The following is a 25279-nucleotide window of genomic DNA, read 5'->3' as shown; positions in this document are numbered from 1 at the left end:
AAGAATGAGTACTACATCCACTGATTTTCAAGCAGACGAATTTTTGTTAGATCACTATGTTGGAAAAACTCCACTGGTGCGTTTACAGCGTCTGGCAAGTCACACTCAAGCAACAGTATTGGCAAAGTTAGAAGGCAACAACCCCGCAGGTTCTGTCAAGGACCGTCCCGCGTATAACATGATTATGCAAGCGGAAAAGCGAGGGCAAATCCAGCCGGGCGATACCTTGATTGAAGCGACCAGTGGAAATACCGGCATTGCACTGGCGATGGTTGCTGCGATGCGTGGCTATCAGATGAAACTGATTATGCCCAACAACATGAGCCAAGAACGTAAAGATGCAATGCGTGCTTATGGCGCGGAACTGATTGAAGTGACCAAAGAACAGGGCATGGAAGGTGCACGTGATTTGGCTTTGCAAATGCAAGAAGAAGGCAAAGGGCACGTACTCAACCAGTTTGGTAATCCTGATAATGTTGAAGCCCATTATTTAACGACTGGGCCTGAACTTTGGCAGCAAACAGGTGGCAAAATCACTCACTTTGTGAGTTCAATGGGTACTACAGGTACCATTATGGGGGTCTCTAAATATCTCAAAGAGATGAACCCCGACATTCAAATTATTGGTCTACAGCCATCGGATGGTTCAAGTATCGCAGGGATTCGCCGCTGGCCTGAAGAATATTTACCGACCATTTTTGACCGCAGTCGGATTGATCAGATTATTGATATTCCGCAAATTGAAGCAGAAAGAACCATGCGTAAATTGGCGCAAAAAGAAGGGATTAGCGCAGGAACTTCTTCAGGTGGTGCGGTGTGGGCATCAATTAAAATTGCTGAAGAAAACCCTGGTGCCGTCATTGCGTGCATTATTTGTGACCGTGGTGACCGTTATTTATCGACGGGTCTTTTCTCTGTGGTCGATCCTGAATAAAACAATAAAAGAGAGTTCTGCTATGCGCCTACCTGTGCTCACCTTTGATATTGAAACCATGACTGATTTGAGATCGGGGGCGCATTTATATGGTTTAGATTTGCCTGAGGCTGATTTGGAGGCGGCACTGACCAAATTGCGTCGCCAAGAGTCAGGCATGGATTTTCAGCGTTTGGCTTTGCATGAAATTGTGTGTATTTCAGGCTTATGGCTGGATGACCAAGGCCAGATGAAACTCTTTTCTTTTAGCCGTGAACAATATTCGGAAGCAGAAATTCTCAGTAAGTTTTTATCTATATTTGATAAGCGTTTACCGACTTTAGTGAGTTGGAATGGTGCTCAGTTTGACTTACCTGTAATCATGCTTCGTGCTATGTATCATGGTTTAACTGCACCTGCTTTGTTCGATCAGGGCGAAATTGACACACAAAAGCGCTATAATAACTATCAGAACCGTTATCATCAGCGTCACATCGACCTGATGGATGTGATGGCAATGTTTAATGGACGTCATTTCCAAAAGCTAGATGATGTTGCCCATTTATTGGGGTATCCCGGTAAACGAGGTGATGGAGCGTATCATGTACCTGAATATGTTCGGGCGCAGGAATGGCTCAAACTCACCAGTTATTGTGAAGGTGATGTGCTAAATACATGGTTGGTATATTTGCGTTGGCTCTTGCTCAAAGGGCAATTGTTAGCTCAAGACCATCGTCATTTTATCGATCAAACCATCCAGTTTTTACAGGCTCAACCGCAGCATCAAGACTTTTTGTCGGTGTGGCGTGAGACCTCACAGCAGACGGCCTTTACCGCTGCTGATTTTTCCCCTTCCCATCTTTAGGTACACATGAAACATAGAGCCAAACCTCGTCCAACTCAACAGCCCAATTATATTTTTCAGGTTGAGTCACTTTCGCATGAAGGACGCGGCATAGCGCACTATGGTTCGCATCCAGACCATCCTGCAGACAAGCAGGGTAAAAAAGTCTTTATTAGCTATGCGTTGCCGGGTGAAATGGTTAAAGCGCAGATTACCCATGCGGTAAAGCGTTTAGAGGAAGCCGACGCTGTTCAACTCCTTAGTGAAGCCTCTGCTTTTCGGGTTGAGCCGAAGTGTCCGCATTTTAAAAGCTGTGGTGGCTGTAATATGCAACACATTCACCCCGATGAACAAATTCGTTTAAAGCAAAATGTACTGCAATCGCATTTACAGCATTTTGCGGGGATTCAACCTGAAGAATGGTTGCCGCCTTTGCGCTCTTTACGTGAAGACTACCGCCGTAAAGCACGCATTGGGGTGCGTTATATTCCCAATAAAGATAAGTTGGTGGTCGGTTTTCGAGAGCGTCAAACCAATAAACTGACTTCAATTGATCGTTGTTTGGTGTTAGATCAAGCGTTTGGTTCAATCACACGCTTGAAGCAGTTACTCCAAAGTCTAACAGCCAAAGCGGCCATTGGTCATATAGAATTGGCTATGGGGGATTGTGACATCGCCCTCACGGTGCGACATACTGAAAAATTAAACACAGAGGATGTCAACCGATTAAAACAATTTGCGTTAGACAAAGGGTGGCAGTTGTATTTACAAGCTGCGGGCCCAGAAAGTTTAAAGCGTGTCGATGATGAACATGCAGAGATGCGTTTACATTATCGTTTAAATGATTTTGATGTGGAATTTGGATTTAACCCACATGACTTTACTCAAGTAAACTCAACCATTAACCCGCAAATGGTGAAATTGGCATGTGACTTGCTAGATTTACAACAAGGAGAACGTGTTCTCGATTTGTTCTGTGGTCTAGGAAATTTCTCTTTGCCTTTGGCTCGATGCGTGGGTGCAACAGGACAAGTGGTTGGTGTTGAAGGCAGTGAAGAAATGGTTCAACGTGGTGCAGAAAATGCGGAACGTAATGCTCTTCGCCAGTTGAAGTTCTTTTCACAAGATTTAACAAAAGATTTCTCGCATCATTCTTGGGCAAATCAAGGATTTGATGCATTATTGATAGATCCTCCACGTGCAGGCGCAGAGGAAATAATGCATTATATGCCTAACTTTGGTGCAAAAAGAATCGTTTACGTGTCGTGTAATCCAGCGACACTCGCAAGGGATGCGGGGCTGTTGGTACAACAGGGTTATCGATTAGTCAAAGCCGGTGTGATGGACATGTTTACCCACACAGGTCACGTTGAGTCGATAGCATTGTTTGAAAAAGATAATGAGATAAACGATTAAAGAATATGAAGCGTAAAAGTGTAGGAGAAGGGTATGGTCACAGTACGTGAGCAACTACCTGGGCGACTTAATGAGTTGTCTCAGGAGGCGACTGTAGAGCATGCCGAACAAGCTCAACATGATTTGGCTGAATGGTTAGATCGTGTTCGAAGCATATTAGATGATGCGAAGCTTGAGCAACTCGAAGAAGTTGCCAATTTGACTTTACAAAAAGAGTTAGAAACCACGGTTAATCATCGTTCCAATACCTTTTATACCGGTATTGAAATGGCGGATATTCTGGCCCATTTACATGTCGATGAAGACACCTTGGCTGCTGCGATGCTCTATCGTGGTGTACGCGAAGGCGTGATTCCATTGGCGGAAGTGCAAGAGCATTTTGGCGAACAAGTGCATGCACTGGTCAAAGGCACTTTGGCTATGGGTAAGTTGTCCGACCTCATTGAGCAGAATAAACGCCTCGAAGATCACTTTAATAACAATCAGCGCGAGCACTTAAACGGCATTTATAAAATGTTGATTTCAGTGACGGAAGACGTGCGCGTTGTACTGATCAAATTGGCTGAGCGAACTTATGCACTGCGTGAATTGGCGACTTCATCTAAAGAACGTCAAGAGCGTGTAGCACGAGAAATCTTAACCATTTACTCACCTCTGGCACACCGTTTAGGGATTGCGCAGTTAAAGTGGGAACTGGAAGATTTAGCCTTTCGCTATTTAGCACCCGATCGCTATAAAGAAATTGCGACGCTGCTGAATGAAAAGCGACTGGAGCGTGAGCAATATATTCAGTTTGTGATTGATACATTGCGTGCATCTTTGAATGAGCATGGCATTGAAGCTGAAATTAGCGGCAGGGTAAAACACATTTATTCGATTTATCGAAAAATGAAAAGTAAGAACCTGAGCTTCGATCAGCTCTATGACATTCGTGCCGTTCGGGTCTTGGTTAAAACGGTTCCTGAGTGCTATCACTCGTTGGGGATCGTGCACCAAATTTGGCGGCATATTCCGCATCAGTTTGATGACTATATTACCAATCCGAAAGCCAATGGTTACCGCTCACTGCATACGGCTGTGATTGCGGAAAATAAGTCACTGGAAGTTCAGATTCGTACCAAGAGCATGCATGAAGAAGCAGAACTTGGGGTGTGTTCGCACTTTAACTATAAAGAGGGTGGTAAGAATACCGATCGCTCTTTTAACCATCGTTTACATTCATTGCGTGCAGTACTTGAACACTATCAAGAGCGCAATGATGCGAATGTACATAAGTCTGATGAAGACTCTGAAAATTTTGAGCAAATTCAAGATTTTGAAGACTTTGAGAAGATTTATGTATTTAGCCGTGATGGAGATATTAAAGAGCTCCCACGTGGTTCGACCGTACTCGACTTTGCTTATCATGTGCACACTCAAGTCGGTAATAAGTGTTATGCCGCGCGGGTGAATCAGCGTTATGTTCCGCTGACTTATACCTTAAAAACGGGTGAGCAAGTTGAGATTTTAACCAAGAAAGACCGTGAGCCAAACCGTGATTGGTTGGTGAACTCTTTAGGTTATATCAAGACGGCACGTGCGCGTGACAAGCTGCGTCATTGGTTTAGACAACAAGACCGCAGCAAAAACTTGGAAGTGGGCCGTGACCTGCTCAACAAAGAACTTTCACGTTTGGCAATTCACCCAAAAAGTATTGATTTGAATGATTACTGCAATCATTTCAATGTCAAAGCGGGTGAAGATATTCTGATTGCACTGGTCAATGGTGACATTAGTCTGCATGCCTTGATCAATCAGGTGAACCGCCATATGCATTTGGATCAGGACGAACCTGAACTGGTGCTGAAGCCGACGTTGAATCCACGTGCTAGTCATACCTTGTCAGCGCATGGCATTCTGATTGATGGTTTAGATAACGTTGAGCTGCATGTGGCGCAGTGTTGTCAGCCTGTGCATGGTGAGTCAATTGCGGGTTATATCACCTTGAACCGTGGGGTGAGCATCCATAAAGTGGCGTGTCCTGACTACTTACGCATGATTCAAAATGAACCTGAACGTGCAGTAGAAGCCGACTGGGAAATGCAGCCAACGCGTGGTCAGAGTGTGCAAATTGTGGTGGAAGCTTATGATCGCCGTGGTTTGCTCAAAGATTTGACTCAAGTGATTTTCTCCGATCAAATCAATATTCGTCAGGTTAATACCATCTCTGAAGCAGACGGTATTGCCAATATGAAATTGTTGATTGAAGTGAAAGGTTTATCGCAACTATCAAAACTGTTGGCACGATTGGAGCAACAACCAGGCATCATTAGTGCGCGTCGTTTGGTGCAAGGTAACTAAGCGAATTGAAAAGAAAGAGCCTGCAATTGCAGGCTCTTTTTATTTGGAAAGGTACAAGTTGGTCAGGCGATTGAGAAATTGGGGGCTGATTTTACTCAGTTGAAATAAAAGCTTGGCTCTGGCACCCACGGCTTGATGCGTTGCAGTGAGTGTCGTATCTTTTGCAACAGCACGTTGGAAAACGTGTTGCGCTACATCTTCTGCAGTTAAGTGTACCCCCATGTTTTGAATACTCTTCGCTTGCATATCTTGCACCATGGCAGTTTGTACAAATAGAGGCATCACATCCAACACGCGAATGCCATATTTCTGCCATTCGGTATCTAAGCCTTCGGTGATGCCGCGTACCGCAAACTTACTGGCAGAGTACGAGACCAAATCAGCTTGACCATAGATGGCTGAAGCCGATGAAAGGTTGATGATACGAGCAAAATTCGCTTGTTTGAGGTAGGGTAATGCAGCGTGGCAGCCATTCAGTACACCATTGACATTGATCGACATGGTTTTGTGATGTGCGCTGATCTCTGTGTGTTCAAAAGGCCCTGAGAATAGAATTCCTGCATTATTGACCAAGATATTGAGCTCGCCTGCCCATGTGACAAACTCGGCTAAAGCAGTTTGCCAGTCTTGATAGTTGGAAACATCGAGCTGTCCTGCTTTGGCATTCGGGCCGAGGCTGGCTGCCAGCTGTTGGGCTTGAGCGCTATTGATGTCATAAATTCCCACTTTGTACTGATGTGCATAAAATAAGCGGGCGATCGCTGCACCAATACCTTGGGCTGCACCGCTAATCAAAATACTGCGCATTGAAACTGCTCCTTGTTGCTCTTTTTCTTGATGTTATTGTTGTGATTGGATTGAGCATAACAAATGAATGCCGTCATAATGTCATTTTTATCAATATGATTTTTGAAGAGAGATAAACATGGAACAATTGCTGAACGTGATGCGTGAGTTACGTGAAAAATGTCCATGGGATCAACAGCAAACCCCAGAAAGCTTAACCCGCTATGCTATTGAAGAGGCTTATGAAGTTGAAGCTGCTGTGCGTTCAGGTAACGCTGATGAGGTGCGTGATGAGTTGGGTGATTTACTGCTACAGGTGGTTTTCCAGTCACAGATGTATGCCGAGCAAGGGGCTTTTAATTTTCAAGATGTGGTTCATGCCATCACAGAAAAACTGATCCGTCGTCATCCCCATGTCTTTCAAGCACAGCAGTTTTTAGCTTTGTCTGCCGAAGATGTGGGCGAGCTTTGGAAGCAAATTAAACAGCAGGAAAAACAAGGTAAGGTACAGTCACGATTAGACAGCATCAAACATGGTCCAGCCTTACAACAAGCGGAACAGATTCAAAAAAATGCAGCACAAATCGGTTTTGACTTTCCTGATGTAGCAGGCGCTTATACCAAGCTTGAAGAAGAATTAGCTGAATTGAAACATGCGGTTCAACAGCAAAATTCCGATGAAATAGCAGATGAATTTGGCGATTGTTTATTTTCAATGATCAATGTTGGGCGTAAACTGGGCGTCTCAAGCGAAATGTCGCTTTTGAGTACGATTCATAAATTTCGTACTCGTTTTGCTTTCATTGAAGATCAGGCTTTGCAACAACAAAAAAAGATTGAGCAGATGTCTTTAGAAGAAATGGATCAACTGTGGGAGCAAGCCAAATTACAACTGAAATAATAAAAATGGTGGCTTGACTTGATAAAAATAAAAGTAAGTTTGTTGATCATCGCGTTGCTATTACTGAGTTTATTGGCTTGGGTGCCGACCAGTTATGCACAGTCTTTTGATCAGAACTACCAGAACTGGAAAGCAGAGCAGCAGGCGTGGGATGATCGTATTCAAGCCCCCAAGAGCGTGAAACGTGCTGTGTCTCCTGTTCAGGCCCAACCTGTGTCGAGCGCAAATAAAATTAGTTTAAATCAAGCCAGTGTCGATCAGTTACAGCAGCTTCAGGGTGTGGGTCTAAAAAAGGCACAGGCAATCGTGGCCTATCGCCAGAAACAAGGGGCATTTAAATCTATTGATGAGCTACAACAGGTGCGCGGGATTGGACCGGCAATTTTTGCAAAAAATAAAACCCGTTTGGGCTTGTGAAAAAAGCGGTGTCATTTATTCGTGAATTGATCAGAATCCTGCTTTGCTTTCGATAATCAAATTGCCCTTTGATTGTGTTAGATATATGATTAGCGTCATCTTAGAATTTTACGTTTAGGCGTAGGAGACAGCGGCTTTTGCAAACTTTGCGCGCGTCAAAATGTGGTTTATCAACCGCTCAATTACCTTCTTACATTTTAGATGTGATCGATGCATTAACTAAGGCAGGCTATGAAGCGTATATCGTCGGTGGCGGTGTTCGCGACATGATGCTTGGCCTAAATCCCAAAGATTTTGATGCAGTGACCAATGCAACACCGTCACAGGTAAAAGAAGTTTTCGGACGACGTTGCCGTATTATCGGGCGCCGTTTTGAGCTGGCTCATGTCTATTCAGGTCGTGAGTTGGTTGAAGTGGCAACTTTCCGTGCACCGCCGAAGAAAGAAGTCACCTCTGCGCAAGGCATGATTTTGCGTGATAACAATTGGGGTACGATAGAGCAAGACTTTGCTCGCCGTGATTTTTCAATTAATGCAATGTACTATCAGCCACGTAAGGGCGTTGTCTTAGATTTCTGTCATGCTGTGGATGACATTAAAAATAAAACCTTACGTCTACTGGGCGATGCACAAACACGTTTTGAAGAAGATCCTGTGCGAATGCTGCGGACTTTACGTTTTGCTGCAAAATTAGGTTTCTCAATTGATCAGCAAATTCTTGACGTTTTTACCTTGGAAATGACGCAGTTACTGCGTGATGTTTCGCCGCACCGTTTATATGATGAATCTCAGAAGTTGTTCACGATGGGACATTTAAATCGTGTGTTGCCAATGTTGATCGATTTCGGCATTTGGAAGCAGTTATTTGCAGATATCCAACCGAATATCACCCCATTTATTGAACGTGCCGCTAAAAATACCGATCAGCGCATTCAAGTGGGCAAAACCATCAACCCTGCATTTTTCTATGCGGTGTTGTTATGGCAGCCGTTCTTAGAGCGTTGTGAGTTTTATAGCAGTAAAGGTATGGTTGCGGCTGAAGCTCGTGCACAAGCGGGACTTGATGTATTAAAACGCCAAGCCACGCGGACTATTATTCCGCGCTTTGCCGAAACCTTCATTCGTGAAGTGTGGGAAATGCAAACGCGTTTACTCAATCCGAAAGCACAGCAAATTCAAGCCTTATCTAGCCATGCACGTTTCCGTGCAGGCTTTGACTTCTTGTTGCTTCGTGAAAAATCCGGTGATGAGGGTACGCTCGGCATGGGACAGTGGTGGGATGCCTATCAGTTGATGAGCACCGATGAAAAAGAACGTGCCATTAGTCAATATAATCGCCAACGTGCAAAATCACGTCGCAGTGGTAAAGCAAGTGCTGAAGAAGCGGCGATTGCCAAAACGGTAAGTCATGAAATTGAGCCTCTGGTGCAAGAGCAAGAATCGCGTAGTCGTCGTGCACGTAAACCGAAGCAACACGCTGAAGCTCGTACCCAGACTGGTAAGGGAACAGGTCACAGCTCAACCGAGATTAGTGCAGATCATCCAATTTTAAAACGTAAACGTGTTCAGCGTGATTTAAGCAGCGTGATTTTTGGACCGACACAATGAGCATCGTCACGTACATTGGTCTAGGTAGCAACTTAGGCGACTCTAAAGTGATTTTGACTGAAGCGGTGCACAAGTTGGCCAGTCTAGGAGATGTAAAAACCTCCAAGCTGTATCAAAGCCCACCGATGGGACCACAAGACCAGCCTAATTATTTAAATGCCGTGGTGCAACTCAGCACAAACTTGGCGCCGTTGGCTTTGCTGGATGAATTGCAACGTTTTGAACAAGAGTCGGGACGTGTACGTTTACGCCATTGGGGTGAGCGCACTTTAGATTTAGATTTACTGATCTATGCAGAAGAAAAAATTCAGCATGAACGTTTAGTTGTGCCTCATGTTGGTGTAATGGAACGTGATTTTGTGTTGATTCCATTGCTGGATTTAGACCCAGATTTACACATTGATGGTATTGCGTTGAAACAGTTGCCTGCTGTACAACAACCTACGTTGAGCGTGCTGGATGCAGGCAATTGGGCAGAGATTTAATTTAGCCGAGCTAAAGATGTTGAAAGGAATGGTTTGATGATTAGTTTAAATGACTTAAGAAAATTTAAAGCAGAAGGTCGCAAATTTTCCTGCCTGACTTGCTATGATGCGAGCATGGCAAAGGCAATGGAACTTGCTGAAATTGATACGATTTTAATTGGTGATTCACTAGGTATGGCGATTCAAGGTCGTGACTCCACTTTGCCTGTTACGGTTGAAGATATGGCTTACCATACCGCAGCTGTACGCCGTGGTAACCAGCATGCCTTGATCATGACCGATTTACCGTTTATGAGCTATGCCACCTTAAATGATGCTTTGCAAAGCTCAAAAGTGGTGATGCAAGCGGGCGCACAAATGGTCAAAGTTGAAGGTGGTGCGTGGCTGGCTGAAACGGTTCAGGTTTTGACACGCAATGGTATTCCTGTATGTGTACACTTAGGTTTAACTCCACAGTCTGTACATGTGTTTGGTGGCTATAAATTACAAGCACGTACACGTGAAGCGGCAGACCAACTGATTGCGGACTGCCAAGCGGTGGTTGATGCGGGCGCTGCGGTGTTGTTATTAGAGTGTGTGCCTGCGCAGCTCGGTAAAGAAATTAGTGAGTTGTTCCCACATGTACCTGTCATTGGCATTGGCGCAGGTGTGGATACCGATGGTCAAGTCTTGGTAGTACAAGACATGCTTGGACTGACTTTTGGTCGTGTTGCAAAATTTGTGCGTAACTTTATGAAAGAACAAGCAGGGGAAACGGCGATTTTGGATGCGTTCAAGGCATACCATGCAGCGGTGCTTGATAGCTCATTCCCTGCAAAAGAACAAACATTCCAAGTCGAGCTGTAAAACATGAAAACTGAAACCACGATCCAAGGCCTATCAGCATCATTGAACCCTGCGCGAACGGCTCGAAAAAGTATTGGTTTCGTCCCGACCATGGGGAACTTGCATCAGGGACATTTGAACCTTGTGCGCGAAGCGAAAAAACTCTGTGATGTGGTTGTAGTTAGCATTTTTGTGAATCCGATTCAATTTGGACCCAATGAAGATTTTGACAGTTACCCACGCACCTTGGAGCAAGATCAGCGCTTGTTGGCCGAGGTTGGTTGTGACATCGTGTTTGCACCATCGGTTGAGCAAATGTATGGCAACAGTCCACGTTTGACCAATATTACTGTTTCAGATATCACCAATGATTTGTGTGGTCTACAACGCCCAGGTCATTTTGATGGTGTCGCCGTTGTGGTGACGAAACTGTTCAATATTGTGCAACCTAATTTTGCTTTCTTTGGTGAAAAAGACTATCAACAGTTGGCTGTGATTCGTCAGTTTGTTCGTGATTTGAATATGCCGCTTGAAGTGATGGGTGTGGCAATTGCACGTGCAGAAGATGGTTTGGCTTTAAGTTCCCGTAATGGTTATTTAAGCGAAGAAAACCGTCAAAAAGCACCGATCATTTATCAAAGTTTAAAAGCGGCAGAACAGTCGCTACAAACTGGTACCGCTTTAGTTGATGTGTTAGCAAATATAAAGGCGACATTGACACAGGCTGGTTTTGTTGTGGATTATGTGGAAGCACGCACACCTGCATTGCAGAAATTGGATGCGTTTGACCAAGATGTGGTGCTTTTTGTTGCGGCAAAACTCGGGGCAACTCGTTTAATTGATAACTTGAAAGTGAAACATATTTAGGCAAGCTCACCTCTCAAAGGATTAAGATGAAGCGCATTTTAATTGTTACAGGACAGTCTGGTTCAGGTAAATCCTCTGCATTACAAGTATTGGAAGATCTTGGTTATTACTGTATTGATAATTTGCCTTTGGCCTTACTCCCAGAGATTGTGGCTAAGCTGGATCGGGAAAACAACCTTGAGCAGTTGGCGCTTGGTGTGGATGTACGCAGTACACGTGCAGATTTGCAAGAGTTCGACTTGGTGTTTGAACAATTGCAAAGGCATGGTACGGTCGATATTATTTATTTGACCACACGTGATCAAGAGCTGATTGCGCGCTTTAGTGCTTCACGTCGTCCGCATCCGCTGGCGACACGCTTTCAAAGTTTGAACCAGTGTATTCAAGAAGAAAAAACCCTTTTATTGCCGATTAATTTGCGCTCAACTGTGCATATTGATACCACCGATAAAAGTGTGCACGATTTAAAGCATACCTTGCTGTCAAAGTTGGGGCAGTCGGATAACCTGATTTTGATTTTGCAGTCTTTCGGCTTTAAACATGGCATTCCGTTAGATGCTGACTATGTGTTTGATGTTCGACATTTACCCAATCCCCATTGGGATTTAGAACTGCGGAAGTATTCAGGACTGGATGCCCCTGTGCAAAAATTTTTGGAACAAAGTGAGCAAACGCACGAAATGTTCCAAGATATTTATAAGTTTTTAGATAAATGGTTACCAGCTTTTGCTGAAGGGCATCGTCACTATATGACCGTGTCAATTGGTTGTACGGGTGGGCAGCATCGCTCTGTATATATTGTGGATAGACTAAAAAAAGCCCTTGAGGCAAAATGGTCTATTCAGGTCCTCCACCGAGAAATGAAGCACTGGGCATGATTGATACAACTGTTGACGTAATTAATAAACTAGGGTTACATGCGCGTGCATCTGGCAAGCTCATTGAAGTGACCACCAAATTCCGTTCTTCAATCCAAATTGGAAAAGGAGACAAATTGGTGGATGCCAAAAATATTATGTCCCTCCTGATGCTAGGCGCAGGAAAGGGCACCACTTTACGCTTGGTGCTTGAAGGCGCAGATGAAGAACAAGCTTTATCTGAGATTCAGGCACTATTTGCAGCAAAATTTTACGAGGCAGATTAATCGTGGCACGTCGACCGCATAGTTTTACTGAAGAAGACTTTGAATCTTTAGAAGGACGTGCAAGTAAAACTGAACAGAAAAAAGCCGTACAACGTATGGCATCTTTGGGTTCTCAACTTGCAGAGTTGAACACTAAACAAATTCAAAACTTACCTGTTGAAGAGCGTTTGATTGAAGCTCTTTTGGATGTGAAACTGATTACATCAAATGAAGCTCGTCGTCGCCAATTTTTACGCATTGGTAAGTTGTTGCGTAATGAAGATGAAACGGTGATTTTGTCTTATTTGACACCGCAACAAGGCGCGAAAAAAACCGCTCAATTGCAGCGTTGGGTTGATCGTATGATCAAAGATGGTGATGTGGTCATTAATGAGTTTTCCAAAACTTATAATGCCGCGGAACGTCATACCATTCGTCAGCATGTATTGCGTATTCACCGTGATATGAAACAACAGACGGATGAAGAACAACTTAAAGCTTCGCGTTTGAAGTTGTTTAACTACATTCAGCAAGTGGCTTTAATTTCAGATAATTAAGTCATTTAGACATAAAAAAGCGACCTTCAAGGTCGCTTTTTTATTTGAGAATATTTGCTTGTATAGACTGCTGAATGTTTAGCTAAACTCGCCCGTTGCACGCTCTTTGGCCCAATCGCGTAGAACAAATTTTTGTAACTTGCCTGTCGACGTTTTTGGAATTTCTGTAATCACTACATCTTTCGGTACTTTAAAACGTGCCAGATGTTGCTTACAGAATTCAATGATTTCCTCAGGTGTGGTTTCTTTCCCTGCTTTGAGTTCAATAAATGCGCATGGCACTTCTTGCCAGCGAGGATCGGGTTTCGCGACCACCGCAGCCGTTAAAATAGCAGGATGTTGATAGAGAATTTCTTCAACTTCTAGTGATGAAATATTCTCACCTCCAGAAATAATGACATCTTTAGAGCGGTCAGTAATTTTGGCATAGCCATCAGGTTGGCAAACGGCAAGATCGCCTGTATGGAACCAACCACCAGCAAAGGCTTCTGCCGTGGCTTCAGGGTTTTTGAGATAACCTTTCATCACAATGTTACCTCGGAACATAATTTCACCCATAGTTTGACCGTCATGCGGTACAGGTTGCATCGTGTCTGGATCCAGCACTTTCATATTATCTTGCAGTGGGTAAGGTACACCTTGGCGTGAGTGCAACTGCGCTTGTTCCTGAATAGATAAGTCAGACCAACCCGCTTGAGAGGCACAAAGCGCAGAAGGTCCATAGGTTTCAGTCAGTCCATAAACATGGGTGACATTTATACCAATATGGCGCATGCCTTCAATGATTGCAGCAGGAGGTGCAGCACCTGCCACCATCACTTCAACGCGATGCTCAAAGTGGATCCGTTGCTCTTCAGGGGTGTTGATCAGCATGGATAGCACAATTGGCGCACCACAGAAATAATCGACTTTATGCTCAGCGATGACTTTGAAAATGAGTTCAGGGTCAATTTTACGTAAACAGATATTGGTGCCCCCATTGGCTGCCATGGTCCATGCAAAGCACCAGCCGTTACAGTGGAATAAAGGTAAGGTCCACAAGTAGGTCGCACGTGGTGTCATGCCGCAAGCAATGATGTTACTGGCTGCATTGATATAAGCGCCACGGTGGTGATAAACCACGCCTTTTGGGTTGCCTGTGGTGCCAGAGGTGTAGTTAAGGCTAATGGCATCCCATTCATCTTGAGGTAAATGCCATTCAAAGTTGTCATCGCCTTCGGTTAACCAGTCTTCATACTCGATTTGCCCAATCGGGGCTGCAAAACAGTTTTCGTACTCAGCATCATCTACATCAATCACGAAAATATCGCGTCCGACCAAAGCCAAGGCTTCTTGTGCAACCGATGCAAACTCTGGATCCACCAATAAGACTTTGGTTTCTGCATGATCAAGCATAAATGCGATGGTTTTGGCATCTAAGCGCGTGTTCAATGTGTTGAGGACAGCACCTGCCATTGGGACTGCAAAATGTGCTTCGATCATTGCAGGGACATTGGGCAGCAAAACAGAGACAGTATCGTTTTTTGTGATTCCCAGTTTTTGTAATTGTGAGGCAAATTGGCAGCAGCGAAGGTAAGTTTCACGCCATGAAATATGGCGGTGCCCATGAATGATGGCATCTTGATGAGGGTAAATATAAGCAGCTCGTTCTAAATAACGCAGCGGTGACAAAGCCACAAAGTTTGCGGGGGTTCTTGGTAACTCATCATAAGCACTCACCATGTTGATCACTCCAAATTCAGTATTATTTTTCCATTGATTAAAAGATATGCATTTTTCAGCCATCTTGCATTTATGCTTTAGTCGAGTTGCTCTTTTTAGATGAATTTATTGAATTTTTTTTGTTTAGTTTATCTAAACTGAATCTATGGATTCTGTGCGATATAAACCCTTTTAGTTAGATTTTAGCCTGCTTTTTAAGCAAAATGTGTATGCTTGTGTTGCTGTATTGTTCAATAAAAAGTGACCGATAGAGTCATTATAAAATGTAGCGATAAGGATTGCGGCACATCAATTCCCTCATTTTAGTGATGCTGTGGGACTGGCAAATAAATTCAAAATGCGCTGAAACGTGAATTTTATAGGGGAAAAGGTTTAATCCTGTGGATAACACGTGTAAAATTCGACTGATTTTATTTATCCACCGTTTTTATCTTTTGAGGTTTTACCTCGATCATAATCTCGCGGTGATATGCTCCATGGTACGGGGCATCACTCCTTAAGGATTTTTTATGCCAATTATCACTTTGCCAAATGGCGATCAAAAACAATTTGATCAAGCTGTATCTGTGATGGACGTTGCACTGAGCATCGGTCCGGGTCTTGCGAAAAATACAGTTGCAGGAAAAGTCGATGGTCGTTTAGTTGATGCATCTGACTTGATTACCACGGATGCCAGCCTTCAAATTATTACGCCTAAAGACGAAGAAGGTGTCGAAATCATTCGTCACTCTTGCGCTCACTTGGTGGGACATGCGGTTAAGCAATTGTTCCCTGAAGCGAAAATGGTGATTGGTCCTGTCATTGAAGATGGCTTCTATTACGATATTTTTAGCGCAAAGCCATTTACGCCAGAAGACATGCTAGCCATTGAAGAGCGCATGAAAAAGCTCATCGATCAAGACTATGATGTCATCAAAAAAATGACACCACGTGATGAGGTGATTGCAGAATTCACAGCGCGTGGTGAAGATTATAAATTACGCTTGATTGCAGACATGCCTGAAGAAACAGAAATGGGCTTGTACTACCATCAAGATTATTTGGATATGTGCCGTGGTCCACACGTGCCAAATACTAAATTTTTAAAAGCATTCAAGTTGACTAAAATGTCAGGCGCTTACTGGCGTGGCGATGCGAAGAATGAACAGTTACAACGTATTTATGGTACAGCGTGGGCAGACAAAAAACAGCTTGCAGCGTATATCAAACGTATTGAAGAAGCTGAAAAGCGTGACCACCGTAAAATTGGTAAAGCTTTAGACCTGTTCCATATGCAAGAAGAAGCACCAGGTATGGTGTTCTGGCATCCAAACGGTTGGACCATTTATCAAGTACTTGAACAATACATGCGCAAAGTACAACAAGACAATGGCTACCTCGAAATTCGTACCCCACAAGTGGTTGATTTCACGCTTTGGGAAAAATCAGGCCATGCTGCAAACTATGCAGATGGCATGTTCACGACGCATTCAGAAAGCCGTAACTATGCAATTAAGCCGATGAACTGTCCTTGTCACGTACAAGTGTTCAACCAAGGTTTAAAATCATACCGCGATTTGCCAATTCGTTTGGCTGAGTTTGGCTCATGTCACCGTAACGAACCATCGGGTTCATTGCACGGCATTATGCGTGTTCGTGGCTTTACTCAAGATGATGCACACATTTTCTGTACCAAAGAGCAAATTGGTCAAGAAGTGGCTGACTTCATTCAACTGACTTTAGATGTGTATAAAGACTTCGGTTTCGAAGACGTGCAAATGAAGTTGTCTACACGTCCAGAGAAACGTGTGGGTGATGATGCACTTTGGGATATGGCTGAAAAATCTTTAGCAGATGCTTTAGATGCTGCTGGTTTGGAGTGGGAACTTCAACCGGGTGAAGGCGCATTTTATGGTCCGAAAATTGAATTCTCACTGAAAGACTGCTTAGGCCGTGTATGGCAATGTGGTACAATCCAATGTGACTTCAATTTGCCAGAACGTTTAGATGCGTCATATGTCACTGAAGACAATGATCGTGATCAACCGGTAATGTTGCACCGTGCAATACTTGGCAGTTTTGAACGTTTTATTGGTATACTAATCGAACACTATGCGGGCTTTATGCCACCTTGGTTAACACCAATCCAAGCATGTGTGATGAACATTACCGATTCACAAGCAGAAGCATGTGAGTCAGTCGTCGCTAAACTTAAAGAAAACGGTCTCCGTGCGATTTCAGACTTGAGAAATGAGAAAATCGGCTTTAAGATTCGTGAACGTACATTAGAGCGTATTCCTTACTTACTGGTACTTGGGGATCGTGAGGTAGAGGAAGGTACAGTGAACGTGCGTACCCGCTCAGGAACAAATTTGGGTACTATGTCAATCGACGCTTTCGTTGACCTAGTAAAAGCAGCCGTTGCCGAACGCGGCCGGTACATTGTGGAGTAACAGCGATTAAACAGCCTGACCGTAATCAACAGGGCGGTAACAAATCAAACCGTCCTGCTTTGAATGATGAAATTCGTGCGAAAGAAGTCCGTCTTGTAGACGAAAATGGTGAGCAAAAAGGTATTGTTAGCTTGGCAGAAGCATTACGCGCTGCTGAAAGTGTTGAGCTTGATCTTGTTGAGATCGTAGCAAACGCTGAACCGCCTGTTTGTAAAATCATGGACTTCAACAAGCATTTGTTTGATCTAAAGCAAAAGCAGAAAGAAGCGAAGAAAAAACAGCATCAAGTACAGGTGAAAGAAATCAAACTCCGCCCGGGTACTGATGTTGGTGATTACAACGTAAAACTACGTGCAATCACTAAGTTCCTTGAAGAAGGCAACAAAGTAAAAATTACTCTTCGTTTCCGTGGTCGTGAAATGGCGCACCAACAGCTTGGTTTGGCTCAACTTCAAAAAGTTGAAGCAGATGTGGCTGAAATTGGTGTTGTTGAGCAATCACCAAAAATGGAAGGTCGTCAAATGGGTATGTTGCTTGGTCCTAAAAAGAAAAAGTAATGATCCATTGATCTTAAAAAAAGCACTGCATATGCAGTGCTTTTTTTATTTTGTTGATTGACTATGCCGAAGTGTTTTCAGTTGTTAATTTCTTCTGTCCGATTGGAATTCGGCATGGCGCTTTTTCTTCTGGAACAATCCGTTGTAGCTGGATGGTGAGTAAGCCATTTTCATAATTGGCCTCTTGTACTTCAATGTGTTCATCTAAACGTAAAGATAATTTAAATGAACGCTGTGTGATACCTTTATGCAAGAACTCAGCATGATTGTCTTTGGTCTGATCAGCATGTTGACCTGAAATATTAAGTACCTGATTCTCTAAGTCAATCGCGAGCTCATCTTGGTTAAAACCAGTCGCAGCTACGACAATGCGGTAATGATCATCACCGACTTTTTCAATATTGTACGCAGGATAATGTGGTGCTTCACTGAGCATTGCATGATCAAACAAATCGTTTAAACGGTCAAAGCCGATACTACGACGGAATAATGGCATTAAGCTTAAATTACTCATTGATAAAACCTCCACTATTAGGAAAAGTGATATAAATAAGCAACCTATGCGACTCGGTTAGCATGGTTGTCACAGCAATAATCGGTGTGGATGTTTGCTGTACTTTTAATATTTGGATGCTCTATAAAATTTCAAGATTAAAAAAAAGATTTTTTTAAAATTCTCTTTGGTTGATAATTATTCTATTTATATGAAGTTAATCATGCATATTTTAGGATTTCAATTTCAGTTTAACCTGATGTTTCTAAGCATGGAATCATGCTATAAACAGTATTAAACCTCGACAATATGAACTAAAACGAGAAAAGTAACAGGATAACCACATGATCGATTTGTACTATTGGGGAACACCCAACGGACATAAAATTAGCATTGCATTAGAAGAGATGGGTTTGGAGTATCAAGTCTTTCCCATCAATATTTTAGAAAATGATCAGTTCCAACCCGACTTTCTACGCATTTCACCCAACAATAAAATCCCTGCGATTGTGGATCAAGATGGTCCTAAAGGTGAAGCCATTTCTGTGTTTGAGTCAGGGGCGATTTTGCAGTATTTAGGGCGTAAAACAGGGCAGTTTTATCCAAGCGATGAACAGTCTCGTGTTGAGGTTGAGCAGTGGTTGATGTGGCAAATGGGTGGCTTCGGTCCAATGCTTGGACAGAACCATCACTTTAGTAAATTTGCTCCCGAACGTATTGCGTATGCAACTGAACGCTATGTCAATGAAACCAAACGCTTGTATGGTGTACTCGACAAGCAGCTTTTTGGTCAAAACTATGTGGCTGGAGAGTATTCGATAGCGGATATGGCAATTTTCCCATGGATTTTGCGTTATGAGTGGCAGCAAATTGACATAAATGACTATCCAAATGTGAAGGCTTATATGGAGCGTATTCAAGCGCGTCCTGCGGTTCAGCGTGCGTTGGCGCTTCGAGTTAATTAGTTACAGAAGCGCTGACTTGAACTGTGTTAAGCTTAGCGCCTTCAAGGTATAAGCCATTCTTTAAAGCCACCGATGGGTGGCTTTTTTGTTGAAAGGTTGTTTGGACATCAGCGTAATGAAAAAAGAGTTTTTCCTCAATTTAACCCGTATTATTGAAGCGAATCCTAAAATCTATCTCAGTATTATTGTGGGGATTGCAGGATGTTTGGTGCTATTTGTAGCTGAAGCGGTACACATTCAAAAAATCATTGAACTGCTGAATACTAAAGATCAGGTGGTACTGCGTGCTGCAATTGAACCGATTGCCAATAAATATTCATGGTCACGTTGGTCTTTGTTGATTCTGGCATTGATCTGGTCAAGTTTTGCCTATAGCTCAACCAAGAAAAAGCTGGGTTTAAAATCATAAAATGATGTGGGCCTTAGGACTACTTTTCCTTTCTGCTTTTGGGGCGGCGACACTGCTTCCATTACAGTCAGAAGCAGTCTTGGTGGGATTGTTGGCTCAGACGCAGTATCCAGTGTGGTTATTGGTAGCTGTTGCCAGTCTAGGTAATATCTTAGGTAGCTGTGTGAATTGGTGGCTCGGCTTGAAAGTTGAGCAATACAAAAACAAAAAATGGTTTCCCGTCTCAGAGCAAAAGATGTTGCAGGCGCAGGGCATTTATCAAAAATATGGTTTTTGGTCTTTATTGCTCAGTTGGGTGCCCGTTATTGGTGATCCGATTACCCTCATTGCAGGATTACTCAAGGAACACTTTGTTCGTTTTGTCGTGATGGTGAGTATTGCAAAAATAGGACGCTATCTTTTTGTGTATTGGATGTTTAGTCAGTTCTAATTATTTTCAGAGACCAACTGGCCACATGCTTATATTGGCTGAATGGGTTTAAAGTTGATATAGAGATGACACGAGTGAGTGAAAACTCGTGTCATGCTAAATTTTTAACGACAAGCATTCAGATCGAATTCAATTGCATCTTTAAATTTAGACTTTTTATAGAGCCACAGTGTACTTGCCGTGCGTTTAACACTGACTTTGCTGTTTGCAACGGCTTGTAAAACTTGTTGATCAAGCGCGTAAATACCTGAACCTTTGATAATTTTAGGCTTCTTGATGTTGCCGTGTTTATCGGCTTTAAAGCTAAATTTAATTTGACGGTCATGATCATTTAACTGGGTTGAATCTAGCGCAAGCGTAGGTTGAGCCTGATATTGAAAAGGCACTTTTTGCTGCTGTTGTTGCGCACGCCAATTCTTCGAGTCAAAGCTATAGCTACATGCTTCGGCATCATCTGGGGTCAAGTTTAAATTAAAAACTTGATAACCAATGACAGCTAAAGCGGTGTCGTCCTCTATAAACGGTTTTACTTTGGCTTGAAGCACGGCATTTACCAGCTTTTCATCCAAAGCTTTGAGTCCAGTTGTTTCTTGGACTGTCGCTTTGGTTACATCACCTGTTTCATCTGCATACACACGAATAATCGCTGCACGGTTTTGCTGGTTTAAATCACTATTTTTATATTGGGGTTTGGGAAAATCTACCCATTGAATACGCGTGGTCAAATGCGCCGATTGAGCTGAACTTTTTTGAATGGTGAGTTCTAATGGTGGCTGAGCTGCATGACTGAGATGAAAGGGCAGTGTAGATAATGCGAGCAAGAAGAGTGGTTTCATATGATCGATTTCTTTTATAACGCATCCAGTGCGCATGACTTAAATAATTGTTGCGAGTATTTCCTGAATTAGAAAGACTCGCAAGTTATATTGTTAAATTAAAACTATTTTTGCTCGGCTTGGGTGATGTCTACACCAAATAAGTCTTTGGTTTTAGCCCAACTGAGTGCGACCACCAAGAGCGTCATGCTGCCGCCAAAAACCGTTGCAATCACAGGGCCTAAATATTTTGCTGCAAGACCTGACTCAAATGCTCCCAGTTCATTACTACTCGACACAAACATGCCATTTACCGCTGCAACACGGCCTCGCATATTCTCAGGAGGATAAATTTGTAAAATGGTCTGACGAATTACCACTGAAATACTGTCACATGCACCCGTCATAGCAAGAGCAAACAAAGACAACCAGAGGTAGTTTGAGTAAGCGAACAATAAGGTGAATAGGCCAAAACCTGCAACAGCAAGCAGCATATTGCGCCATGCATGTCGGGTGGGCGGAAAACGCGTCAGCTCAATCATGGTGATGAGTGCACCAATCGATGGTGCTGCCCGTAAATAGCCCAATCCTTCAGGCCCAATTTTCAAAATATCTTCAGCAAAGATCGGGAGTAAAGCGATCACACCGCCGAACAGCACTGAAACTAAGTCGAGTGAGATGGCCCAGAGGACGATTTTAGTTTTAGCAATAAAGCGAAAACCTACACCTAAACTTTGTAGTACACGTTTCGTTTCAATTTTAGGAAAAGTGCGTTTGCTTAAAAGATTGACGAGTAAGAAGCATAGGCTGAGCAGTATAGCTACACTGATGAAACTGGTTTCACGGCCTAAAAACGCCAGCATAAATCCACCGAGCATCGGGCCGATAATCACCCCGCTTTGCCAACCAATGGTGGTCCATGTGGCACCATTAGCATAAATTTCCCGAGGAATTAAAAAAGGTTTGAGTGATGTTGCAGATGGATTATAGAACCCCCGAATTGTTCCTAGGCCAAAGATCACGGCATAGACACCCCCTGACAGGGTGGAGACTTCAATGTGCTTTAAGCCATAAGCATGAAATAACCCCCATAAAACTAAGGGAAGAGGAATGGCAAAGAATAAGCAGATTTTCATGATGGTCTGCTTATTAAAGCGATCGGCAAAATAGCCGCCCCATAAGGAGAGCGCAATAAAGGGGATTGCTTCTGCCAGACCAATCAAGCCTAGAGTGAGTGAGTCTTTGGTGATTTTATACAAAGAATACGCCACAATAATTTCCTGGATTAAAATGGCAAGCGTCAGGCAAAATTGATTGAGTGTAACAATAGAAAAGTCTCGGTATCGGAGTGCGGCAAAAGCATCCTGTGTAGCGTTCATAAGGGTACAGTATGGAATGGATGAGGCATTATACGACTTGGACTAAACCTCGGTTATAAATTCATCGCTTAAAGCTTATCGGGAAATAAACTAAGCTTGCTTTTATTGTTGATTATTTGCTTTTGTTTTAGACAAAGTTCGATTAGAATATTCGCTCCCTTACCTGCAGGTCGTTTTGCAATGGTGCAAACGTTCCGAACAGGTGTTCAAAAGAGGTTGTTATGCCTAAGATGAAAACTCGCCGTGGTGCAGCTAAGCGTTTTAAAGCTACTGCTAACGGTTTCAAGCGTAAACAAGCGTTCAAACGCCACATTTTGACCAAAAAATCTGCTAAGCGTATTCGTCAATTACGCGGCTGTGTAATGGTTCACGTGAGTGACGTTGCTTCAGTTCGTCGTATGTGCCCATACATCTAAGGAGATTATAAATGGCTCGTGTAAAACGTGGTGTACAGGCTCATCGCCGTCATAAAAAAATTCTTGCTCGTGCTAAAGGTTACTACGGCGCTCGTTCACGCGTATATCGCGTAGCGTTCCAAGCAGTAATCAAAGCGGGTCAATACGCTTACCGTGACCGTCGTCAGAAAAAACGTCAATTCCGTGCTCTATGGATTGCGCGTATTAATGCTGGTGCTCGTCTAAATGGTTTATCGTACAGCCGTATGATCGCTGGCTTGAAAAAAGCTCAAGTGATTATCGACCGTCGCGTACTTGCTGACATCGCTATGCATGACGCAGTTGCATTTGCTGCTTTAGCTTCTAAAGCTAAAGATGCATTAGCTGCATAAGTCTTTAAGACTTAAAGAAAGACCGCTTTTTAGCGGTCTTTTTTATGGCCGATTATTTTTTGAATCAAATTTTTTATGGGTCAAAGGTGAGACTGTGATACAACCATAATTACATATGATAAGAAAGACCGCATCAGCGTTAGGCCAGTACAATGAAAAGAATCAATGTCGTAGGAACTTCTGCTACAGGAAAATCTACATTTTCCAGAGCTTTGGCCGAAAAGTTAGATTTGCATTATATTGAGTTGGATAATTTGTTTTGGTTAGACGACTGGCAAGAATGTCCCGATGAGGTGTTCTTTGCCAAGATTGAGTCGGAAGTACAAAAGGCGACACAGGGCTATGTGATCGATGGTAACTATACCCGCGCCATTCCTGTGAAATGGGCGGAAATTGATACTGTCATTTGGTTGGACTTACCGTTTCCAGTCAATCTTTACCGTTCTGTGAAGCGTGCGGTTCAGCGGGCATGGGCGCAACAGGATTTATGGAAAAACTCGAATAATCGGGAAAGCTTGCTACGGATGTTTGGTCGGGACTCGATTATTTGGTGGATGATCAAAACACATGCTAAAAACCGACAGAAATACTTAAAAATGATGCAGATGCCTGAATATCAACATATACAGTGGATTCATTTAAAGACACCAAAACAGGTGAGTCGTTTTTTAGACCAGTTGGCTGTTGAAAAGCATAACGTTTAAATAAAAAAATATCAGTGCATACTCAGCGATCAAGATGAATTGTTAAGCTTTAGTTACATAAATCTGCTTTAATCTCAAAGGTGGTCGATGCCTAATAAATAAAAAGATTAAAAAGAAAAGGAGCAGGATATGCTTGCAGAAATTACTGGGATGGGACAGGGAAGTATTACGGTGGAATTAGAAATGATTCCCAGAAAAGGCGAGTCAGTTAAAATTATGTATGGACCTGATGCGGAGCTAGAAGGCGAGGTGGTTTCAGTTAATCATTATATTAATCAACATGCCAATCAGCATAAGGTACAAATCAAGATTCGGCCCTTCAATCTTCTAATTACTGCCTAAAGAAATTGAATCCATAAAAAAGCGCTCATTGAGAGGAGCGCTTAGATATCTCGGTAATAACTTATAAGCCAAAATAATAGCCAACTAGGCAGATCAAAATCGTAATCACGATTAAAGCAAACACCCCAGTTTTCCCCGATTTATGGTGTATTTCATGAGGCTTGCTCTCTATCGCACTTAATTTAGGTGTTGGATGATTACGTGCATCCAGTGGTGTAGTTGTGTCTTTGGGTGTGAGCTGCGCGGTTTGATAGTGATTGGCCACTTTTACGATAAACTTGGTACTTAAATCATCAATCTTTTGCTCAAAATGACGTAAGTTCAATTGCTCATCTGGCGTGAGTACTTGGCCTTCTGCATTATAAGGATGTTGAATCTTAGTCTGGATCAATGCTGATAGTGTATCTAAACGATACAGCGTTTGGTGTGCATAATCAGCAGCGTAATCTGTTGGTAAAAGAGCGAGACGGTGGACTGCATCTGTGGCATCTTGTTGCCCATAGTAAGGTAAGTTTGCCGTCTCTGGCTCTACTAAATCTTGTGCAAATGGCGCACTAAATAGTTCTTGTTCGGTAAAGTTCTCGATTTCATCCCATTTCGGCGTTTGTAAATCCGCTTCAATGCGTTTGCTGAGTTTGTGATTCAGTTCAAAACGCCATAAATTTTCGCTACGGATTGAGCTTTGTTGTGCCTTTGGAACTATAAAATCATGTTCAGCGCTGTACCACTCAGCCAGTTCTTTACCAAAAATCCAAGCAGTTTTTTGCTGTGCTTGATGGCTCACAATAATATGTGGTGTAGCGAGGAGTTCAATATTTGAGTTGGGGTTCTTTTCATCTGCTAGCAATGTTGAGCTATGCAGACTGAGCTGTTTGACCCCTTGTTTTTTTAAGGCTTCAAGCCAGACCTGAAAATGCTGAGCCAGCAAATGTTGGCTATTCAGATCACGAAACTGAAAGCAATGTCGGTCAAAAATGGCATGTTCTAACCAACGTTGGAAACTTAGGTTGTGGCGTAAATATTCATTGCCATAAGTAACTAAAGTAAGTTGTTGTTGCCAAATAGGATCAAGCGACATCGTTTGTTGTTCTCTTCTGTGATGGCCCTATCTTAACCTGATTATAAAACCATGTACTAAACAAATTTTCCTGATCGTAGAGCTT

Annotated in this window: 28 protein-coding genes; 22 read left to right on the top strand and 6 right to left on the bottom strand. The window is 43.0% G+C overall.

Annotated features, from left to right (window positions below; translation table 11 throughout):
- Positions 1–4 precede the first annotated feature (4 nt).
- From cysM to MF4640_RS03695, 4 genes are read left to right on the top strand one after another with little or no spacing between them, the layout of a single operon-like run.
- Positions 5–934 carry a cysteine synthase CysM gene (gene cysM / locus MF4640_RS03710; protein ID WP_004692314.1) on the top strand — a complete coding sequence of 310 codons (930 nt, stop codon included), beginning with the start codon at positions 5–7 and terminating at the stop codon, positions 932–934.
- 22 nt (positions 935–956) lie between these two features.
- Positions 957–1778, top strand: coding sequence for a 3'-5' exonuclease (locus MF4640_RS03705; protein ID WP_004692313.1), 822 nt, complete (start codon positions 957–959; stop codon positions 1776–1778).
- A 6-nt stretch (positions 1779–1784) separates the two neighbouring features.
- Complete coding sequence (gene rlmD / locus MF4640_RS03700) at positions 1785–3173, top strand: 23S rRNA (uracil(1939)-C(5))-methyltransferase RlmD (protein WP_078388729.1); 1389 nt, start codon at positions 1785–1787, stop codon at positions 3171–3173.
- 33 nt (positions 3174–3206) lie between these two features.
- Positions 3207–5513, top strand: a complete 2307-nt coding sequence (locus MF4640_RS03695; RefSeq protein ID WP_004979149.1) for a RelA/SpoT family protein — start codon at positions 3207–3209, stop codon at positions 5511–5513.
- 39 nt (positions 5514–5552) lie between these two features.
- On the opposite strand, the gene MF4640_RS03690 is transcribed toward MF4640_RS03695, so the two are convergent.
- Positions 5553–6320, bottom strand: a complete 768-nt coding sequence (locus tag MF4640_RS03690) for an SDR family oxidoreductase (RefSeq protein ID WP_078388728.1) — start codon at positions 6318–6320, stop codon at positions 5553–5555.
- A 118-nt stretch (positions 6321–6438) separates the two neighbouring features.
- Here MF4640_RS03690 and mazG point away from each other — a divergent pair, with 118 nt between their 5' ends.
- From mazG to yjgA, 9 genes are all read left to right on the top strand, one after another.
- Complete coding sequence (mazG, locus tag MF4640_RS03685) at positions 6439–7200, top strand: nucleoside triphosphate pyrophosphohydrolase (protein WP_078388727.1); 762 nt, start codon at positions 6439–6441, stop codon at positions 7198–7200.
- A gap of 18 nt (positions 7201–7218) precedes the next feature.
- Positions 7219–7617 carry a ComEA family DNA-binding protein gene (locus MF4640_RS03680; RefSeq protein WP_078388726.1) on the top strand — a complete coding sequence of 133 codons (399 nt, stop codon included), beginning with the start codon at positions 7219–7221 and terminating at the stop codon, positions 7615–7617.
- A gap of 137 nt (positions 7618–7754) precedes the next feature.
- Positions 7755–9224, top strand: coding sequence for a polynucleotide adenylyltransferase PcnB (gene pcnB, locus MF4640_RS03675; protein ID WP_078388725.1), 1470 nt, complete (start codon positions 7755–7757; stop codon positions 9222–9224).
- Positions 9221–9709, top strand: a complete 489-nt coding sequence (gene folK, locus MF4640_RS03670; protein ID WP_078388724.1) for a 2-amino-4-hydroxy-6-hydroxymethyldihydropteridine diphosphokinase — start codon at positions 9221–9223, stop codon at positions 9707–9709. Before pcnB ends, folK begins: the two co-directional genes overlap by 4 nt.
- Positions 9710–9745: 36 nt before the next feature.
- A complete protein-coding gene (gene panB / locus MF4640_RS03665) occupies positions 9746–10555 on the top strand; it encodes a 3-methyl-2-oxobutanoate hydroxymethyltransferase (protein WP_004692301.1) in 810 nt (269 codons plus the stop codon).
- A 3-nt stretch (positions 10556–10558) separates the two neighbouring features.
- On the top strand, positions 10559–11401 hold the full coding sequence (gene panC, locus MF4640_RS03660) for a pantoate--beta-alanine ligase (RefSeq protein WP_078388723.1): 843 nt from the start codon (positions 10559–10561) through the stop codon (positions 11399–11401).
- Positions 11402–11427: 26 nt separating this feature from the next.
- Positions 11428–12279 (top strand): RNase adapter RapZ, encoded by an 852-nt coding sequence (gene rapZ / locus MF4640_RS03655; protein ID WP_004692298.1) that lies wholly within the window; start codon positions 11428–11430, stop codon positions 12277–12279.
- On the top strand, positions 12276–12545 hold the full coding sequence (locus tag MF4640_RS03650) for an HPr family phosphocarrier protein (protein WP_010325935.1): 270 nt from the start codon (positions 12276–12278) through the stop codon (positions 12543–12545). The genes rapZ and MF4640_RS03650 overlap by 4 nt, the downstream gene beginning before the upstream one ends.
- A gap of 2 nt (positions 12546–12547) precedes the next feature.
- Entirely contained in the window at positions 12548–13081 is a 534-nt protein-coding gene (yjgA, locus tag MF4640_RS03645) for a ribosome biogenesis factor YjgA (protein WP_078388722.1), read from the top strand.
- 78 nt (positions 13082–13159) lie between these two features.
- Here yjgA and MF4640_RS03640 read toward each other — a convergent pair whose 3' ends face one another.
- Positions 13160–14803 carry an acyl-CoA synthetase gene (locus MF4640_RS03640; RefSeq protein WP_078388758.1) on the bottom strand — a complete coding sequence of 548 codons (1644 nt, stop codon included), beginning with the start codon at positions 14801–14803 and terminating at the stop codon, positions 13160–13162.
- Between the two features lie 509 nt (positions 14804–15312).
- Here MF4640_RS03640 and thrS point away from each other — a divergent pair.
- Both thrS and infC read left to right on the top strand, forming a co-directional pair.
- Positions 15313–17235: a threonine--tRNA ligase gene (gene thrS / locus MF4640_RS03635; protein WP_005400751.1), complete on the top strand. Its 1923-nt coding sequence runs from the start codon at positions 15313–15315 to the stop codon at positions 17233–17235.
- A 5-nt stretch (positions 17236–17240) separates the two neighbouring features.
- Positions 17241–17792, top strand: coding sequence for a translation initiation factor IF-3 (infC, locus tag MF4640_RS03630; RefSeq protein ID WP_050796974.1), 552 nt, complete (start codon positions 17241–17243; stop codon positions 17790–17792).
- A gap of 61 nt (positions 17793–17853) precedes the next feature.
- Here infC and MF4640_RS03625 read toward each other — a convergent pair whose 3' ends face one another.
- Positions 17854–18306, bottom strand: coding sequence for an Hsp20 family protein (locus MF4640_RS03625; RefSeq protein WP_078388721.1), 453 nt, complete (start codon positions 18304–18306; stop codon positions 17854–17856).
- Positions 18307–18629: 323 nt separating this feature from the next.
- Here MF4640_RS03625 and MF4640_RS03620 point away from each other — a divergent pair, with 323 nt between their 5' ends.
- The 3 genes from MF4640_RS03620 (at position 18630) to MF4640_RS03610 (ending at position 20089) form a co-directional block, all read left to right on the top strand.
- Positions 18630–19250 (top strand): glutathione binding-like protein, encoded by a 621-nt coding sequence (locus tag MF4640_RS03620; protein ID WP_078388720.1) that lies wholly within the window; start codon positions 18630–18632, stop codon positions 19248–19250.
- A 115-nt stretch (positions 19251–19365) separates the two neighbouring features.
- Positions 19366–19659 carry a hypothetical protein gene (locus MF4640_RS03615; RefSeq protein ID WP_078388719.1) on the top strand — a complete coding sequence of 98 codons (294 nt, stop codon included), beginning with the start codon at positions 19366–19368 and terminating at the stop codon, positions 19657–19659.
- 1 nt (position 19660) lies between these two features.
- On the top strand, positions 19661–20089 hold the full coding sequence (locus MF4640_RS03610) for a YqaA family protein (RefSeq protein WP_078388718.1): 429 nt from the start codon (positions 19661–19663) through the stop codon (positions 20087–20089).
- Between the two features lie 104 nt (positions 20090–20193).
- On the opposite strand, the gene MF4640_RS03605 is transcribed toward MF4640_RS03610, so the two are convergent.
- Together MF4640_RS03605 and MF4640_RS03600 are read right to left on the bottom strand one after the other, a co-directional pair.
- Positions 20194–20925 (bottom strand): energy transducer TonB, encoded by a 732-nt coding sequence (locus tag MF4640_RS03605; protein ID WP_078388717.1) that lies wholly within the window; start codon positions 20923–20925, stop codon positions 20194–20196.
- A gap of 104 nt (positions 20926–21029) precedes the next feature.
- Positions 21030–22283, bottom strand: coding sequence for an MFS transporter (locus MF4640_RS03600; RefSeq protein ID WP_078388716.1), 1254 nt, complete (start codon positions 22281–22283; stop codon positions 21030–21032).
- Between the two features lie 221 nt (positions 22284–22504).
- Between MF4640_RS03600 and rpmI the strand changes: the two genes are divergently transcribed.
- From rpmI to MF4640_RS03580, 4 genes are all read left to right on the top strand, one after another.
- Positions 22505–22699, top strand: coding sequence for a 50S ribosomal protein L35 (gene rpmI, locus MF4640_RS03595; RefSeq protein ID WP_004278281.1), 195 nt, complete (start codon positions 22505–22507; stop codon positions 22697–22699).
- A gap of 11 nt (positions 22700–22710) precedes the next feature.
- Complete coding sequence (rplT, locus tag MF4640_RS03590; protein ID WP_004692276.1) at positions 22711–23070, top strand: 50S ribosomal protein L20; 360 nt, start codon at positions 22711–22713, stop codon at positions 23068–23070.
- 152 nt (positions 23071–23222) lie between these two features.
- A complete protein-coding gene (locus MF4640_RS03585; protein ID WP_078388715.1) occupies positions 23223–23774 on the top strand; it encodes an adenylate kinase in 552 nt (183 codons plus the stop codon).
- Between the two features lie 129 nt (positions 23775–23903).
- Positions 23904–24116, top strand: coding sequence for a hypothetical protein (locus tag MF4640_RS03580; RefSeq protein ID WP_078388714.1), 213 nt, complete (start codon positions 23904–23906; stop codon positions 24114–24116).
- Positions 24117–24177: 61 nt separating this feature from the next.
- Here the strand turns inward: MF4640_RS03580 and MF4640_RS03575 are convergent, their stop codons facing one another.
- Positions 24178–25194: a hypothetical protein gene (locus tag MF4640_RS03575; RefSeq protein WP_078388713.1), complete on the bottom strand. Its 1017-nt coding sequence runs from the start codon at positions 25192–25194 to the stop codon at positions 24178–24180.
- Between the last annotated feature and the right edge of the window lie 85 nt (positions 25195–25279).

The sequence above is a fragment of the Acinetobacter sp. MF4640 genome, assembly GCF_002018895.1.
In the GTDB taxonomy this organism is placed as follows: Bacteria; Pseudomonadota; Gammaproteobacteria; order Pseudomonadales; family Moraxellaceae; genus Acinetobacter; species Acinetobacter johnsonii.
This window is presented reverse-complemented; position numbering and strand designations above follow the sequence as displayed.